This window comes from Variovorax endophyticus (assembly GCF_025376855.1).
In the GTDB taxonomy this organism is placed as follows: domain Bacteria; phylum Pseudomonadota; class Gammaproteobacteria; order Burkholderiales; family Burkholderiaceae_C; genus Variovorax.
On sequence record NZ_JAHUTH010000002.1, the window covers coordinates 124,819 to 139,067 of the forward strand.

Sequence of the window (14,249 nt, forward strand, 5' to 3'; positions counted from 1 at the left end):
GCCCGCATCAATGGGCGCGCTTCATGCGAATAACTCCACAGTCCGATCCGCCGTTCGGGAAAGAATGAGTCATCGGATGCGATGCGCATCGAGGACAGGACACCGCAATGAAATCAGCAGGCCTTTCTCTGGCGACCCGCGCCATCCACGCGGGCTACGATGCCTCGGCGCACCAAGGGGCGCTGAATCCGCCGATCTTCTGGTCGTCGACCTTCGCCTTCGACTCGGCCGAGCAGGGCGCCGCGCGCTTCGCGCAGGAAGAGCCGGGGATGATCTACACGCGCGTCACCAATCCGACCGTGCAGTTGCTCGAGGAGCGCCTCGCATCGCTCGAGGGCGGCGAGGCCGCGCTCGCTTTCGGGTCCGGCATGGGCGCGATCTGCACGCTGATGTGGACCTTGCTGAGACCGGGCGACGAGCTACTCGTCGACCTCACGCTCTACGGCTGCACCCATGCCCTCGTGCACCACCTGCTGCCCGACTTCGGCATCGTCACGCGCGTTGCGGACTTCACGCAGCCAGGCGAGCTGGCGGCCCATCTCAATGCGAGAACGAAGCTCGTGCTGTTCGAGACGCCCGCGAGCCCCCACATGCGCGTCGTCGACATCGCAGCGGTCTCGGAGATGGTCCATGCGCACAGCACGGCACTGGTCGCGGTCGACAGCACCTACTGCACGCCCTACCTGCAGCAGCCGCTGAAGCTCGGCGCCAACGTGGTCGTGCATTCGCTCACCAAGTACATCAACGGCCACGGCGACGTGATCGCGGGTGCGCTGGTGGGCACCAAGGCGCTGATGTCGACGCTGCGCTTCGTGGGCATCAAGGAACTGACCGGCGCCTGCATGTCGCCCATGGATGCCTACCTGATCCTGCGCGGCCTGAAGACGCTGCCGGTGCGCATGGACCGGCATTGCGCGAACGCGCAGCGCGTCGCGGAATTCCTCGAAGCCAGGCCCGAGGTGGCACGCGTGAAGTTCCCGGGACTGCCTTCGCATCCCCAGTACGAGCTGGCCAGGCGGCAGATGTCGCAACCGGGCGCGGTGATCGCGTTCGACATCCATAGCGGACTCGATGCCGGACGCCGCTTCATCAACGCGCTGCGCCTGGTGACGCGCGCCGTCAGCCTGGGCGATGCCGAGAGCCTGGCCCAGCATCCCGCGAGCATGACGCACGCGACCTACACGCCCGAGGAGCGCGCGCGGCACATGATCGGCGACAGCCTGATCCGGCTGTCGATCGGGCTGGAGGCGATCGAAGACATCCTCGAGGACCTGCGGCAGGCGCTGGAAGCCTCGTCCGCCGGCTGAGCGACCCTAGGCCACGCGCGCGAGCAGGTTACGCACCTCCTCCGGCCGCGGTATCGGCGCCACCGCGCCGAAGCCCGTGGTCGTGAGCGCCGCCGCCGCATTGGCATAGCGCACCGCCTGCGCGATCGCGTCGCCCGCGGCCAGCCGCGCGAGCAGCGAGCCCGCGAAGCAGTCGCCGGCGCCGGTCGCATCGACCGCCCGCACCGCATGGCCCGCGATGCGCTCGCGCGACGAGGGCGTGGCGAGCACCGCGCCGGCCTTGCCGAGCTTCAGCACCACGGTGCGCGCGCCGGCCTCGAAGCACCAGTCGAGGATGGCGTCTTCGCCGTCGAGGCCGGTGAACTGCTGCGCATCCTCGATGCTCGGCAGGAACAGGTCCGACAGGCCCACGGTCTCGCGGATCACGGCGCGGGCGCGCGCCAGCGGCCAGAGCTTGAGCCGCAGGTTGGCGTCGTAGCTGACCTGCACGCCCTTCGCGCGCGCGATGGCGATGGCCTCGAACACGGTGTCGCAGGCGCTCGCGCTGATGGCCTGGCTGATGCCCGACACATGGAGGAAGCGCGCGCCCTCGATGGTGCCGCGCGGCAACCCGGCCGGCACCATGCGGCTGGCGGCGCTGCCGGCGCGCAGATAGCTGAAGGCATGGCCGTCGCCGTCGTGCGTGACGAAGTACACCGCGGTCGGCGCCTGCGCATCGCGCGCCACGCCGTCGGTGGCCACGCCCTCGGCGCGCCAGAGTTCCATCAGCGCATCGCCCCAGATGTCGTTGCCCACGCGCGTGAGGTAGGCGGTGCGCGCGCCCTGCCGGGCGGCGGCGATGATGGCGTTCGAGGTGTCGCCGCCGAAGCCCTGCAGGTAGCCGGGCTCGCCGGGACGGACCTGGTTGAACTCCACCATCGGCTCGCCGAGCGCGACGATCTGCACCGCGCCGGTGGCTTCAGATGCGGCCATATTTCGCCAGCCCCTTGCGCAGCGAGCGCTCGGCCACGATCAATTTGGCCTGCTCGAGCTCGCGCTGGTCGATCTCCTGCGCCATCGCGAGCACGGCCTCGGCGTGGGCGAGCGGCACGATCACCACGCCGTCGATGTCGGCCACCACGATGTCGCCCGGGTGCACCATCACGCCGCCGATCATGGTCGGCACGCCCGAGCTCAGGGTCTTGTGGCGGCCCAGCGTGGTGCCCGGCGAGACGCTGCGCGCGAACACGGGGAAGTCGTAGTCGCGGCGGATCTCGGCGATGTCGCGCACGCCGCCGTCGAGCAGCGCGCCCGCATGGCGGTTGGCGAAGGCGCCCGCGGTCATCAGGCCGCCCCAGACGGCGACATCGCTCTCGCCGCCGATGCCGATGCAGATCACGCTGCCCTCGGGCGCCTCGTCGATCAGGTCGAGCGCATGCTGCGGCGGCACGAACTCGTCGGTCGGCACCTCGATCACGGTGGCGGCCGGGCCGACCACGCGCCTGTCGTTGATGCGCGGCTTGATCTCGTGGTCGAGGTAGCCGCGCTTGCCGGTGACCTTGTCGACGGCATCGGCGACCGAGGCGGTGGCGACCTTCTCGAAGGCGGCGATCAGTTGCTGGGTGTCCATGAATCTCTCTCCTTGTATATGGGGCAATGGGCTGGAAGACGGAAAACGGCGGGCAGGCTCCCGCCCGCCCTCCTCGCGGAGGGCGGCAGAAAAACGAATCGGGGGTTCAGGCGCTCACTGCGCGGCCTTGGCGATCTCCTCGCGCGCCTGCTTCATCAGCGCGGCGCCGATCTGCTCGGTGAACTTCTCGTGCACGGGCTTGACCTTCTCGCGCATGCGGTTGGCCTCGGCGGCCGGCAGGTCGACCACCTGCAGGCCGTGCTTCTTCATCTGGTCGACCAGCTTGCGCGTTTCCTCGCGGTTGATCTGGCGTTGGTAGGTGCCGGCATCGACGGCCGCCTTGCGCACCACGTCGCGATCGGCCTCGGAGAGCTTGTCGAACCACTTCTTGCTCGCCAGCACGATGTAGGGCGTGTAGCTGTGGGCGCTCAGGGTCAGGTATTTCTGGACTTCGTAGAACTTGCCCGACTCGATCAGGCCCAGGCCGTTCTCCTGCGCGTCGACCGACTTGGTCTCGAGCGCGCCATAGAGCTCGGTGTAGGGCAGCGGCAGCGGGTTGGCGCCCAGGGCCTTGAAGGTCTCGATGTAGACCGGGTTCGGGATCACGCGGATCTTCAGGCCCGCGATGTCCTCGAGCTTGTTGACCGGGCGGCGCGAATTGGTGAGATGGCGAAAGCCGTTCTCCCAGTAGGCCAGGCCCACCAGGCCATGGGCCTCGAGCTTCTGGAACAGCGACTGGCCGACCGGGCCGTCGAGCAGCGAGTCGGCCTCCTTGAAGCTGGAGACCAGGAACGGCAGGTCGAGCAGCGCGTATTCCTTGACCACGCCGACCAGGCCCGAGGTCGGGCCGACCATCAGCTCCTGCACGCCGCCCTGCAGCGCCGACTGCATCTGCGCATCGGTGCCGAGCTTGCCGCTGCCGTAGGTGTTGACGTTGACGCGGCCGCCGGTGCGCGTCTTCACCAGTTCGGAAAAGCGCTTGGCCGCCAGGCCCTGCGAGTTGTCGTCGCTGGCGCCGTAGCCGAACTTGCCGGCCTGCGCATGGGCCAGGCCGAGCGCGGCGGTGACGGCCAGCGCGACGATGATCTTCTTCAGCATGTCTCTTGTCTCCTTGTGTGATGCGATGGGTGAACGGATTCAGCGGAACCAGGTGGCGGGCACGAGCACCAGCGCCGGGAACAGGATCAGCAGCAGCAGCACGACGAGCTGCGCCAGCATGAAGGGCATGACGCCGCGGATCGCGTCGTCCATGCGGATGCGCGCCACGCCGGCCACCACGTTGAGCACCGTGCCCACGGGCGGCGTCACCATGCCGATGGCGTTGTTGATGATGAACAGCACGCCGAAGTAGATCGGGTCGATGCCTGCCTCCTTGATGATCGGCATCAGCACCGGCGTGAGGATCAGGATGGTGGGCGTGAAGTCGAGCGCGGTACCCACCAGCACGACCACCGCCATCAGCACCAGCATCAACAGCGTCTTGTGCTCGATGAAGGGCTGCGCCAGCGCCACGATCTGGTCGGGGATGTTGGCCACCGTGATGAGCCAGGCCGACACCAGCGAGGCCGCCACCAGGAACATGATGATGGCCGAGGTCATGGCCGCGCTCAGCAGCGCGCGGTAGAGGTCGCGCAACGACAGCGCGCGGTAGACCACGGTGCTCACGAACAGCGCGTAGGCCGCGGCCACCACGCCGGCCTCGGTGGGCGTGAACAGGCCGAGCTTGAGGCCGAAGATGATGATCACCGGCAGTCCCAGCGCCCACAGGCTGCGCAGCACCGCCACGCCGATCTCGGGCAGGCTGCGGCGCGGCGCCGGCTGCACCGTGCCGCGGCGCGAGAGCCACCACCAGGTGACGATCAGCGAGGCGCCCATCATCAGGCCCGGCACGATGCCGGCCATGAACAGCTTGGTGATCGACAGGCCCGCGGCCACGCCGAACACCACGAAGCCGATCGAGGGCGGGATCACCGGCGCGATGATGCCGGCCGCCGCGATCAGCCCGCTCGAGCGGCCCACGTCGTAACCGGCATTGCGCATCATCGGGATCAGCAGCACCGCCACCGCCGCGGTGTCGGCGATCGCCGAGCCCGAGACGCTGGCCAGCACCAGCGCCGTGAGCACCGCCACGTAGCCCAGGCCGCCGCGGATGTGGCCGATGATGGCCATCGCGGCATCGACGATGCGCCGCGACAGGCCGCCGAGATTCATGATCTCGCCGGCCAGCAGGAAGAAGGGCACCGACATCAGCAGGTAGTTGTCGGCGCCGTCGACCAGCTTCTGCGCCAGGATCTGCACGTCGAAGCTGTTCATCTGCAGCATCAGCGCGACGCCGCAGACCATGAGGGCGAACGCGATCGGCATGCCCAGCGTCATGGCGCCGAGCAGCGATGCGATGAAGGTGAAGACGGTCATGGAGTGGCCTCTGTCCTTGCGCTCAGTCGGCGGCGCGGTCTTCGCTCTCGCGCACCGTCACCAGCTGCGCGTCGCTGAGGTCGCCGCGCAACGCCTGCCAGAGGTTGGCCAGCAGGGTGATGCCCATCAGCACCGCGGCCACCAGCCCCACCGAATAGACCGCCGCCACCGGGATGCCCGAGACCGGCGCGTGGTTGTCGAGGTTGACCTTGGTCTGCTCCCAGCAGCCCAGCCACAGCATCACGATGCAGCCCAGCATCAGCAGGTGGCTCAGGACGAAGAAGGCCAGCTTGCCCGCATGCGGCAGCCGGCTGACCACCGTGTCCATGCCCAGGTGCGTGCCCTGGCGCAGCGCGACGATCGAACCGATGAAGGTCAGCCAGACGAACAGCATGCGCGACACCTCCTCGGTGAAGGTGATGCCGGTGTCGAACACATAGCGCAGCACCACGTTGGCGAACACCATCAGCGACATCACGGCCAGGCCGCCCACGAGCGCGTGCTCGAACCACCGGTAGAGCCGGTCCATTGCTGCATTCATCTTGTCTCCTGATCTGTGGCAACAAATATATCAGATGCCAGATATTAAACGCCAGAGATCAGATCCGGTATTTCCCGAGGGCCGGTCCTGTTAGGATCGCGCATGGCCCCGCCCCGTCAATCCGCCCTCTCCGTCAAGGTCGAGCGGCCCAAATCGCTCACCGAACTCGCGATCGACCAGATCCGCGCCGCCATCGTCAGGGGCGAATTGGGCTTCGGGGAGGCGTTGTCGGAGTCGGTGCTGGCGGCCACGCTGGGGATCAGCAAGACGCCGGTGCGCGAGGCGCTGCTGCACCTCAAGATGGAAGGGCTGGTCGAGGTCCATCCGCAGCGCGGGACCTTCGTCTTTCAGCTCGGCGAGGCCGAGGTCGCGAACATCTGCCGCTTCCGCTCGATGATCGAATGCGAGGCGCTGGCCGACGGCATGGAGCACCGGCCCGAGGCGTTGATCCAGGCGCTCGAGAAATGCCTGGACGACATGGCGGCCGCCTTCTCGAAGCAGCAGCACGACGAGTTCCCGCGCCTGGACACCGAGTTCCACAACGCCATCATCGAGAGCTGCGCCAACGGCTACATCCAGTCCGCCTACATGCTGGTGGCGGCGCAGCTCACCGCCCTGCGCTACCGGCTGCCGGCCGAGAACAGCCAGGTCACGCACTGCCAGGACAACCACCGCGTGGTGGTCGACGCGATCCGCGCCAACGACGCGGCGCGCGCGCAGGCGATCCTGCGCGAGCACATCCAGAGCACGGAGCAGGCCTACCTGATCGCCTGCCGCAACATGGTGGCGCCGGCGCGCGAAACGGCGAAACCCTAAGTTGCCGCGGCCACGATGGAAACGCCGTGGTCCGCCAGGTGCAGGCTCACGGGCGCGCCGGGCATCAGCGACTGCCTGACCTCGGGCGAAACGACGAAGATCTCGCCGAGTCCGCTCGAGAAGGTGTATTCCACGGTGCTGCCGACATAGGTCCTCTTGAGCACGCGCGCCGCGAGACCATCGTTCGAGACCGGCCGGATGATCCAGGCCTCGGGCCGCACTGCCACCTTCACCGGCCCCGCGCCGATGCCGTCCGGCGCCGTCACGCCGAGCGTGCCCAGCATCACCTGGCGCCGCGCATCGCAGACGCCGTCGAACAGCATCGCTTCGCCCATGAAGCCCGCGACGAATTCCGACTGCGGCGACTCGTAGAGCTCGTGCGGCGCGCCACGCTGGGCGATCGCGCCCTGGTCCATCACGATGATGTGGTCGCTGACCGCCAGCGCCTCGCTCTGGTCGTGCGTGACGTAGGCCACCGTGAGCGACAGCCGCTGCTGCAACGCGCGGATCTCCTCGCGCATGGAGCGGCGCAACCGGGCGTCGAGGTTCGACAGCGGCTCGTCGAACAGCAGCACCGCCGGCTCCAGCGCCAGCGCGCGCGCCAGCGCCACGCGCTGCTGCTGCCCGCCCGACAGCTCGCTGGGCATGCGCTCGTTCATTCCCTTCAGGCCCACGGTCTCGAGCATCAGCGCGGCCTTCTCGCGCGCCTGCGCCTTCGCGAAGCCCGACATGCGCAGCCCGTAGGAGACGTTCTCGATGACGCTCATGTGCGGGAACAGCGCATAGCTCTGGAACACCAGGCTGACGTTGCGCTGCGCCGCGCCCAGGGTCGTGACGTCCACGCCGTCGATGAAGATGCGCCCCGCGCTCGGCGTCTCGAGCCCCGCGATCATGCGCAGCGTCGTGGTCTTGCCGCAGCCCGACGGGCCGAGGATGGTGGTGAGCGTGCCCCGGGGCACGCCGAAGCTGATGTCCTTCACGACCATGGGCGCCTGGGCGCCGGTGCCATAGTTCTTGGACACGTTCCTGAATTCGATGCCGTACATGTTCTTCTCCGATTGAGATGCTTCAGGTGGCCGCCGGCGCATGCCGTGCGTCGGCCGCCCCGGTGTCCGGGCGCCGGGCCGTGGCGGCCCTGCGGCCCAGCCTGCGGTCGCCGACGCGCCATTGCACGAGGCCGGTGACCACCGCCATCAGCACGATCAGCGCGGTGCTGTATGCGAGCGCCACGCCGTAGTCGCCCTGGCCGACGCGGCCGATGATGAAGGTGGTGGCCAGCTCGGTCTGCGCCGTGACGAGGAAGATCACCGCCGACACGGTGGTCATCGAACGCACGAAACTGTAGATGAGCGAGGCCGCGAGCGCCGGCTTCAGCAGCGGCAGCGTGACCGACCAGAGCGTGCGCGCGGTCGAGGCGCGCAGCATCAGCGAGGCCTCGTCGAGCGACTTGTCGAGCTGCTTGAAGGCCGCCGAACCCGCGCGCACGCCCACCGGCAGGTTCCGGAAGATGAAGCACAGCACGATGATCAGCCCGGTGCCCGTCATCTCGAATGGCGGAGCGTTGAAGGCCAGCACGTAGCTCACGCCCAGCACCGTGCCCGGGATCGCGAAGGCCATGAGCGCCGAGAACTCGAACGCGCCCTGCCCGCGGAACTGCACGCGTGCCAGCAGCCAGGCGATCAGGAGGCCCAGCCCCGCGGTGAGCGGCGCCGCCACGGCCGCCAGCCGCACCGTCGTGAAGAGCGAATCCCAGGCCACGCCGGCCCATTGCACCGCGCCCCCCTCCACCACCACCGAGAAGGCCGTGCGGAAGTGCGCCAGCGTGGGCGTGTAGTTCCGGCCCCAGGTCTGCACGAAGCCGCCGCAGAAGGCGAACACATAGACCACCAGCGTGAAGACCAGCCACGGTACGACCACGCACAGCGCGGCGCGCCGCAGACCGTCGGGCAGGCGCATCGAGAGCCCCGCGTCGCCCTTGCCCGAGACGGTGGTGAAGTTCCTGCGGCCCAGGATCCCGCGCTGCACCGCGAAGACCCCCAATGCGAACACGGTCAGGATCAGCGCGAGCGCGGACGCGCGGCCCTGGTCGAACTGCGCGCCGACGATCGCGAAGAAGATCTCCGTGGACAGCACCGAGAACTGCCCGCCCACGATGATCGGGTTGCCGAAGTCGGCGATGCTCTCGATGAAGCCGACCAGGAAGGCGTTCGTCAGGCCCGGCAGCATCAGCGGGAAGGTGACATGGCGGAAGGTCCGCCAGGCATCGGCGCGCAGCGTCTGCGAGGCCTCCTCGAGCGAGGGGCTGATCCCCTCGATCACGCCACGCACGATGAGGAAGGCGATCGGCGTGAAGGCGAACAGCTGCGCGAGCCAGACGCCGAACCAGCCGTAGAACCAGCGCGTGGGTTCGATGCCGAAGGCCCATTCGATCAACTGGTTGACCAGCCCCGCCCGCCCGAACAGCAGGATCAGGCCCAGCCCCACCACGAAGGGCGGCGTGATGATCGGCAGTGGCGCGAGGAAGCGCAGCGCATGCCGGATCCGCGAGGCACTGCGGTTCTCGACCAGCGCGAGCAGCGTGCCGAGCACCGTGGTCGTGACGCCGGTCAGCGTGGCCAGTGCCAGCGTATTCCAGGCAACGCCGCAGCTGCGCGCCAAATGCAGGCAGCCGACGCCCCAGATCCTTTCGCTCGCGATGCGCGCGAACCAGGCGCCGGCGCTGAACTGGCCGCCGTCGTCGAGGAAGGCGCCGGCCAGCGAGCGGAACACCGGCAGCGCGACGAAGGCCAGCAGCAGGCTGCCCGCGCCCACCACGGCCGCCGCGACGAACAGGTCGCCGCGGAACGCCCCCGTGCGCGCCGCGCCGAACGCGGTCAGCATCAGCAGCGCGCACAGCACGAGCATCGCGCCCCAGCCGAAGCCCGGTTGGCCGGCGGCAACGGCCGCCGCGAACAGGCCCGGCGCCGGGTCGGCGGCGGGCAGGCCGATGGCGAAACCCTGCAGCAGCACGCCCGCCACGCCCAGCGCGCCGCAACCGGCCAGCAGCCGTCCCTGCGCGACACCGGGCGTCATCCGCATCGCCAGCAGGCCGGCGAGCAGCGGCCAGGCGGCCAGGGCCAGCCAGGGCCGGCGATGCAGCAGCACCTGCGCGAGCGCCGAGGAGCTGTCATGGCCCGCGAGCAATTCGCCCACGCCCTGCAGTCCCGCGAGGCCATCGGGCAAGGCATGCCAGGGCAGCAGGCAGAAGGCGAGCAGGCCGACGACCGACCAGAGCGCGATCGGCCTGTTGTGAGGATCGAGCTTCATGCGGATCCGTTCAACGCGACTGGCCATTGACTTCGCGCTCCCAGCGTTCGATCAGGCGCTTGCGCTCGGCCGAGCGCCCGTACTTCGCATAGTCGTAGTCGATGAGGCGGATCTTGCGGAAGTCGGGGATGTGGCTGTCCAGCGTGGCCGACTTGTTGGACGGCAGCTGGTATTGGTGCGCCGCCGCGGCCAGTTGCTGCGCCGCGGGCGTCAGGGCCCATTCGTAGAACCTCTTGGCATTCTCGAGATTGCGCGCGCCCTTGATGATCGACATCGAGCCGATCTCGGCGCCGGTGCCCTCGCAGGGCGTCGCGGTCGCGATCGGGAAGCCCTGCATCTGCTCGCTCGGCGCGTCGTGCACGAAGCTGATCGACACCGTGGTCTCGCCGCGCGCCGCGGCCTTGATCGGGCCGGTGCCGGAGCGCGCGTACTGGCTCACGTTCCGGTGCAGGCCCTTCATGTAGTCGAAGGCCTTGTCCTCGCCCATCAGCTGCACGAGGGTCGCGATCATGGTGTAGGCCGTTCCCGAGCTCGCGGGATTGGCGACCTGGATCTCGCCGCGCAGGCCCGGCGACAGCAGGTCCTTCCAGCACTTGGGCTCGGGCAGCTTCTTCTTCGCCAGCAGTTCGGTGTTGTAGGCGAAGCCCAGCGGCCCCGAGTACACGCCGACGGTGCGCCACTGCGACTGCTCGGCCTGCGACTGCGACCAGGCGTGCAACTGCGGCAGCGAGGGCGACTTGTACGCAAGGGTCAGGTCCTGCTCCGCGGCCTGGAGATGGGGATCGCCCGTGCCGCCGAACCAGACGTCGGTCTTCGGGTTGCCGCGCTCGGCCAGCAACTGGGCCAGCGCCTCGCCGCTGCCGCGCTTGAGCACGTTGACCTTGATGCCCGAACTGCGGGCGAAGGTGGTGCTCATGAGCGAGCACCATTCGTCCTGCACGGAGCAGATGACGTTCAACTGGCCAGCCCCCTGGGCATGGACGGCCGGCGCGCACAGGCCGGCGGCCAGCGCGAGGGCCGCGAGGGCATTTGTCTTGTTCATGGATATCTCCTTGGAGTGGGATCGAAAAGAAAAGGGCGACACGCGTCCCCGGCCACGCGCGGGCCGTGAAGAAACGGGAAGGAATGCGGGGGGCTTCGTTCGGCCGGCATGGGTGCCGGCCGCGTTCAGGGGGCCTGGCTCCAGCGGACCACGGCGTCCACGCCGATGACCCGCCCGGCATCGACGCGGTTGTAGATCTCCATCGACGCGCCCATGGCCTCGGCGATCTGGCGGCAGATCGACAGGCCCAGGCCAACCCCGCCCTTGGTGGCCGAGAAGGCCTGGAACAGCCGCGGCCGCAGCGCATCGTCGACGCCCGGGCCGCCGTCCCACACCACGAGCTCCACCGTCGCGGCATAGGCGCGCACCAGGATGCCGAGCCGGCCGCCATCGGGCGTGTGATGGATCGCGTTCGCGAGCAGGTTGCGCAGCAGCTCGCCGAGCATCAGCGGATCGCCGGTGGCGCCCAGCTGCTCGTCGCCCTCGAGCGCGAAGTCCAGCCGCTTGGCCGCGATGAGCGGCGCGAGCTCCATCACCGCGTCGACGGCCGCCGCATGCAGCAGCACCGCCTGCAGGCGCCCCGCCCGCTTGACCTGCTCGAGCTTGCTGAGGCTCAGCAGCTGGTTGGCCATGTCCGTCGCGCGATCGACCGTGTGCAGCATCTGCGGCAGGATCTCGCCGGCCGGCACGTCGCCCGCCATGGCGGACTGCAGCTGCGTGCGCAGCACCGACATCGGCGTGCGCAGCTGATGGGAGGCATCGGCCAGGAAGCGGCGCTGCTGCTCGACCCATTCGCGCTGCCGCTGGTGCAGCTCATGCATGCGCGCCATCGCTGGGCGCAGCTCGGAGGGACCGTCGTAGAGCGCCATGTCCAGCTGCGGGGCATCGAGCGCGCGGCGCGCGCGCGCCAGCCAGCGCGAGGTCATGGCCACCGCCGAGACCACCACGGCCGACATGCCGAGGGCGGCCGCGGCGAGCCAGCCCAGCAGTTGCCGCGGCATCCGGTCCCAGGCGGCGAAGCGCGCGCGCATCGGTTCCGCGGCCTGGACCACCACCTTCCCTCCGGACTGGGTCGCGTCCTCGCGCAAGGCCGCCGCGGCACGCACCGCCACGTCCCCGCGCTGGCTCACATAGAGGCGCGGCGCGCCCGACGCCGGCAGGCTCGCGACCCAAGGGAACGCCTCGAGCATGCGGTCGCCGGCGATCCGGCTGCCGTCGAGCGAACCGGTCCGTTCGAACACGGCACCGACACCGGGCTGGCCCGAAGCGCCGAGCGCCGCCACCAGCCGCGCGTCCTGCGCCCGCGCCAGCTCGATCAGCGCCACCACCAGATGGAACGCCGCGATGCAGGCCACGACCAGCCACAGGCCGCCCAGCAGCCACAGCAGCAGGAAGCGCCGCAGCGACACGGCACCTGGCGGCCAGGACGACGGCATCATCCGCCGACCGGGCGTTGCGCCGCCGCGGAGGTGTCGTCGCACAGCAGATAGCCGACGCCGCGCAGGTTGAGCACCTCGACGCTGGCGCCGACCAGCTTCTTCCTCAGCCGGTGCACCACGAGGTCGATGGCCTCCGACTGCGCCGTGTCGGCACCGAACACCGCCTGCCTGAGCTCCTCCCTGGGCACCACGCGATCGACGCGCGACATCAGTTTCTTCAGCAGGTCGGCCTCGCGCTGCGACAGTTCGAGCGGGCTCTCGTCGCGGTAGAAGACATTGGCGGCCGCCTCGTAGCGCAGGCGGCCGCAGCGCAGCTCGCCGTTACGGCCGAGCCGGCGGGTCAGCGCGCCCACGCGCGCGATCATCTCCTCGAGGTCGAAGGGCTTGGCGAGGTAGTCGTCGGCGCCGGCATTGAGCCCCGCGATCCGGTCGCCGACCGCGCCGCGGGCCGTCAGGATCAGCACCGGGGTCGCGTTCCCGTCGCCGCGCAGACGGTGCAACAGCTCCAGGCCGTCGAGCCCGGGCAGCGACAGGTCGAGCACGATGATGTCGAAGTTCTTCTTGCGCGCCGCCGCCAGGGCCTCGGCGCCATCGCTGCAGCACAGGATCTCGAAGCCGCGCGCGACAGGCTGCGGGACAGTATTCCCGACAGGTCGAAGTCGTCTTCCACGAGCAGCAGTTGCATGCCCGGATGTTGCCATCGGGGACCTTCCCGCGAACTGGGGCTTGCACCACGCAACGGTGAAAGACAGACGAAAGAAAGGCCGGCGTCGATCCAGCGGGCAATGGTCCAGCCAGATTCGAAGAACGTGGTCCAACCGGAAGGCGCGATGCGGACGCACACTGCCTCGACCCCTTTCATCGACCTTGCCCTCATGACCGCCACCCCGATCCACTTCCGTCCCGTCGAATCCGATGCGGACCTTCTCGCCTGCCATCCCATGGTGCGCCAGTTGCGTCCTCACCTCGCGAGCCCCGAGGCCTTCCAGCAGGCCGTGGCCGAGCAGCGCCGCGAGGGCTACCGCATGCTCGCGGCCTGGCGGCACGATGCGCCGTGCGGCTTCGCGGGTTACCGCTTCCAGCGCAACCTGATCCACGGGCGCTTCCTCTATGTCGACGACCTCGTGACCACGCAGGACGAGCGCGGCGGCGGCGTGGGCAGCGCGCTGCTCGGCGCGTTGAAGACGCTGGCGCGCGAAGCCGGGTGCACGCGCCTCACGCTCGACACCGGCTTGGACAACGCGCTGGCGCAGCGCTTCTACTTCCGCAACGACCTGCTCGCACGCGGCCTGCATTTCGGATTCGACCTGCGTTAGCTGTCAGCCGATCGCGTACGCCATCGTTGCCCATGGACTGACGATCGCGACGCGCCGGAGCTCTACAACCGGAACCTGTTCCTGGTTCAACGAAGGAGAGTTCCGGATGTCACAGGCGAACAAGGCCACCCTCGAGCGGGCCAACGCGGCCATCGTCGAAGGCGACTACGAAGGCTTTCTGAGTGTCTGCACCGACGACACGAAGTGGACCTTCGTGGGCGAACAGACGCTCGACGGCAAGGAAGCCGTTCGCCAGTGGATGGCCCGGACGTACAAGGAGCCGCCCCGGTTCGACGTGCATCGGCTGGTCGCCGAGGGCGACATCGTGGCGGCCATCGGCGAGATCACGCTGAAGGACGAAGTGGGCAAAGCGACCCATCACAGCTACTGCGATGTCTGGCGCTTTCGCGACGGGAAGCTCGCCGAGCTGCATGCCTTCGTGGTCGAGACGGGGCAGCAGGCCGGCCCGTGATGAACAG

General features: G+C 69.0%; 14 protein-coding genes. 4 read left to right on the forward strand and 10 right to left on the reverse strand.

The genetic code is table 11. From position 1 onward, the window contains the following. Window positions 1-107 precede the first annotated feature (107 nt). Window positions 108-1,307: a trans-sulfuration enzyme family protein gene (locus tag KV106_RS03300; RefSeq protein ID WP_057589902.1), complete on the forward strand. Its 1,200-nt coding sequence runs from the start codon at window positions 108-110 to the stop codon at window positions 1,305-1,307. A 6-nt stretch (window positions 1,308-1,313) separates the two neighbouring features. On the opposite strand, the gene KV106_RS03305 is transcribed toward KV106_RS03300, so the two are convergent. From KV106_RS03305 to KV106_RS03325, 5 genes are all read right to left on the reverse strand, one after another. Then, window positions 1,314-2,258: a sugar kinase gene (locus KV106_RS03305; RefSeq protein WP_261206079.1), complete on the reverse strand. Its 945-nt coding sequence runs from the start codon at window positions 2,256-2,258 to the stop codon at window positions 1,314-1,316. Then, a complete protein-coding gene (locus KV106_RS03310) occupies window positions 2,245-2,895 on the reverse strand; it encodes an RraA family protein (protein ID WP_057589904.1) in 651 nt (216 codons plus the stop codon). The genes KV106_RS03305 and KV106_RS03310 overlap by 14 nt, the downstream gene beginning before the upstream one ends. A 114-nt stretch (window positions 2,896-3,009) precedes the next feature. Beyond that, a complete protein-coding gene (locus KV106_RS03315) occupies window positions 3,010-3,993 on the reverse strand; it encodes a TRAP transporter substrate-binding protein (protein ID WP_261206080.1) in 984 nt (327 codons plus the stop codon). Between the two features lie 39 nt (window positions 3,994-4,032). Continuing rightward, window positions 4,033-5,310, reverse strand: a complete 1,278-nt coding sequence (locus KV106_RS03320; RefSeq protein ID WP_261206081.1) for a TRAP transporter large permease subunit — start codon at window positions 5,308-5,310, stop codon at window positions 4,033-4,035. Between the two features lie 22 nt (window positions 5,311-5,332). Next, on the reverse strand, window positions 5,333-5,851 hold the full coding sequence (locus KV106_RS03325) for a TRAP transporter small permease (protein ID WP_261206082.1): 519 nt from the start codon (window positions 5,849-5,851) through the stop codon (window positions 5,333-5,335). A 102-nt stretch (window positions 5,852-5,953) separates the two neighbouring features. On the opposite strand from KV106_RS03325, the gene KV106_RS03330 reads away from it, so the two are divergent. Beyond that, the gene (locus KV106_RS03330) at window positions 5,954-6,667 is read left to right on the forward strand and encodes a GntR family transcriptional regulator (protein WP_057589908.1); all 714 of its coding nucleotides are present in this window, start codon (window positions 5,954-5,956) and stop codon (window positions 6,665-6,667) included. Here the strand turns inward: KV106_RS03330 and KV106_RS03335 are convergent. From KV106_RS03335 to KV106_RS03355, 5 genes are all read right to left on the reverse strand, one after another. Beyond that, on the reverse strand, window positions 6,664-7,713 hold the full coding sequence (locus tag KV106_RS03335; RefSeq protein ID WP_261206083.1) for an ABC transporter ATP-binding protein: 1,050 nt from the start codon (window positions 7,711-7,713) through the stop codon (window positions 6,664-6,666). The two genes, KV106_RS03330 and KV106_RS03335, sit on opposite strands and share 4 nt — an antisense overlap. 22 nt (window positions 7,714-7,735) lie before the next feature. Beyond that, a complete protein-coding gene (locus tag KV106_RS03340) occupies window positions 7,736-9,973 on the reverse strand; it encodes an ABC transporter permease (protein ID WP_261206086.1) in 2,238 nt (745 codons plus the stop codon). 10 nt (window positions 9,974-9,983) lie between these two features. After that, the gene (locus tag KV106_RS03345; RefSeq protein WP_261206087.1) at window positions 9,984-11,015 is read right to left on the reverse strand and encodes an ABC transporter substrate-binding protein; all 1,032 of its coding nucleotides are present in this window, start codon (window positions 11,013-11,015) and stop codon (window positions 9,984-9,986) included. A gap of 125 nt (window positions 11,016-11,140) precedes the next feature. Continuing rightward, window positions 11,141-12,454 (reverse strand): sensor histidine kinase, encoded by a 1,314-nt coding sequence (locus KV106_RS03350; protein ID WP_261206088.1) that lies wholly within the window; start codon window positions 12,452-12,454, stop codon window positions 11,141-11,143. After that, window positions 12,451-13,155, reverse strand: a complete 705-nt coding sequence (locus KV106_RS03355) for a response regulator transcription factor (protein ID WP_314733626.1) — start codon at window positions 13,153-13,155, stop codon at window positions 12,451-12,453. Before KV106_RS03355 ends, KV106_RS03350 begins: the two co-directional genes overlap by 4 nt. Window positions 13,156-13,329: 174 nt before the next feature. Here KV106_RS03355 and KV106_RS03360 point away from each other — a divergent pair, with 174 nt between their 5' ends. After that, window positions 13,330-13,770 carry a GNAT family N-acetyltransferase gene (locus KV106_RS03360; protein ID WP_261206089.1) on the forward strand — a complete coding sequence of 147 codons (441 nt, stop codon included), beginning with the start codon at window positions 13,330-13,332 and terminating at the stop codon, window positions 13,768-13,770. Between the two features lie 106 nt (window positions 13,771-13,876). Then, the gene (locus tag KV106_RS03365) at window positions 13,877-14,242 is read left to right on the forward strand and encodes a nuclear transport factor 2 family protein (protein WP_261206090.1); all 366 of its coding nucleotides are present in this window, start codon (window positions 13,877-13,879) and stop codon (window positions 14,240-14,242) included. Window positions 14,243-14,249 lie beyond the last annotated feature (7 nt).

Bases quoted from the DNA above. Each gene is read 5' to 3' on its own strand.
- KV106_RS03300 (WP_057589902.1), top strand. From the start codon at position 108: ATGAAATCAGCAGGCCTTTCTCTGGCGACCCGCGCCATCCACGCGGGC.
- KV106_RS03325 (WP_261206082.1), bottom strand. From the start codon at position 5,851: ATGAATGCAGCAATGGACCGGCTCTACCGGTGGTTCGAGCACGCGCTC.
- KV106_RS03365 (WP_261206090.1), top strand. From the start codon at position 13,877: ATGTCACAGGCGAACAAGGCCACCCTCGAGCGGGCCAACGCGGCCATC.
- KV106_RS03355 (WP_314733626.1), bottom strand. From the start codon at position 13,155: ATGGCAACATCCGGGCATGCAACTGCTGCTCGTGGAAGACGACTTCGA.
- KV106_RS03315 (WP_261206080.1), bottom strand. From the start codon at position 3,993: ATGCTGAAGAAGATCATCGTCGCGCTGGCCGTCACCGCCGCGCTCGGC.
- KV106_RS03320 (WP_261206081.1), bottom strand. From the start codon at position 5,310: ATGACCGTCTTCACCTTCATCGCATCGCTGCTCGGCGCCATGACGCTG.
- KV106_RS03305 (WP_261206079.1), bottom strand. From the start codon at position 2,258: ATGGCCGCATCTGAAGCCACCGGCGCGGTGCAGATCGTCGCGCTCGGC.
- KV106_RS03345 (WP_261206087.1), bottom strand. From the start codon at position 11,015: ATGAACAAGACAAATGCCCTCGCGGCCCTCGCGCTGGCCGCCGGCCTG.
- KV106_RS03330 (WP_057589908.1), top strand. From the start codon at position 5,954: ATGGCCCCGCCCCGTCAATCCGCCCTCTCCGTCAAGGTCGAGCGGCCC.
- KV106_RS03310 (WP_057589904.1), bottom strand. From the start codon at position 2,895: ATGGACACCCAGCAACTGATCGCCGCCTTCGAGAAGGTCGCCACCGCC.
- KV106_RS03340 (WP_261206086.1), bottom strand. From the start codon at position 9,973: ATGAAGCTCGATCCTCACAACAGGCCGATCGCGCTCTGGTCGGTCGTC.
- KV106_RS03360 (WP_261206089.1), top strand. From the start codon at position 13,330: ATGACCGCCACCCCGATCCACTTCCGTCCCGTCGAATCCGATGCGGAC.
- KV106_RS03335 (WP_261206083.1), bottom strand. From the start codon at position 7,713: ATGTACGGCATCGAATTCAGGAACGTGTCCAAGAACTATGGCACCGGC.
- KV106_RS03350 (WP_261206088.1), bottom strand. From the start codon at position 12,454: ATGATGCCGTCGTCCTGGCCGCCAGGTGCCGTGTCGCTGCGGCGCTTC.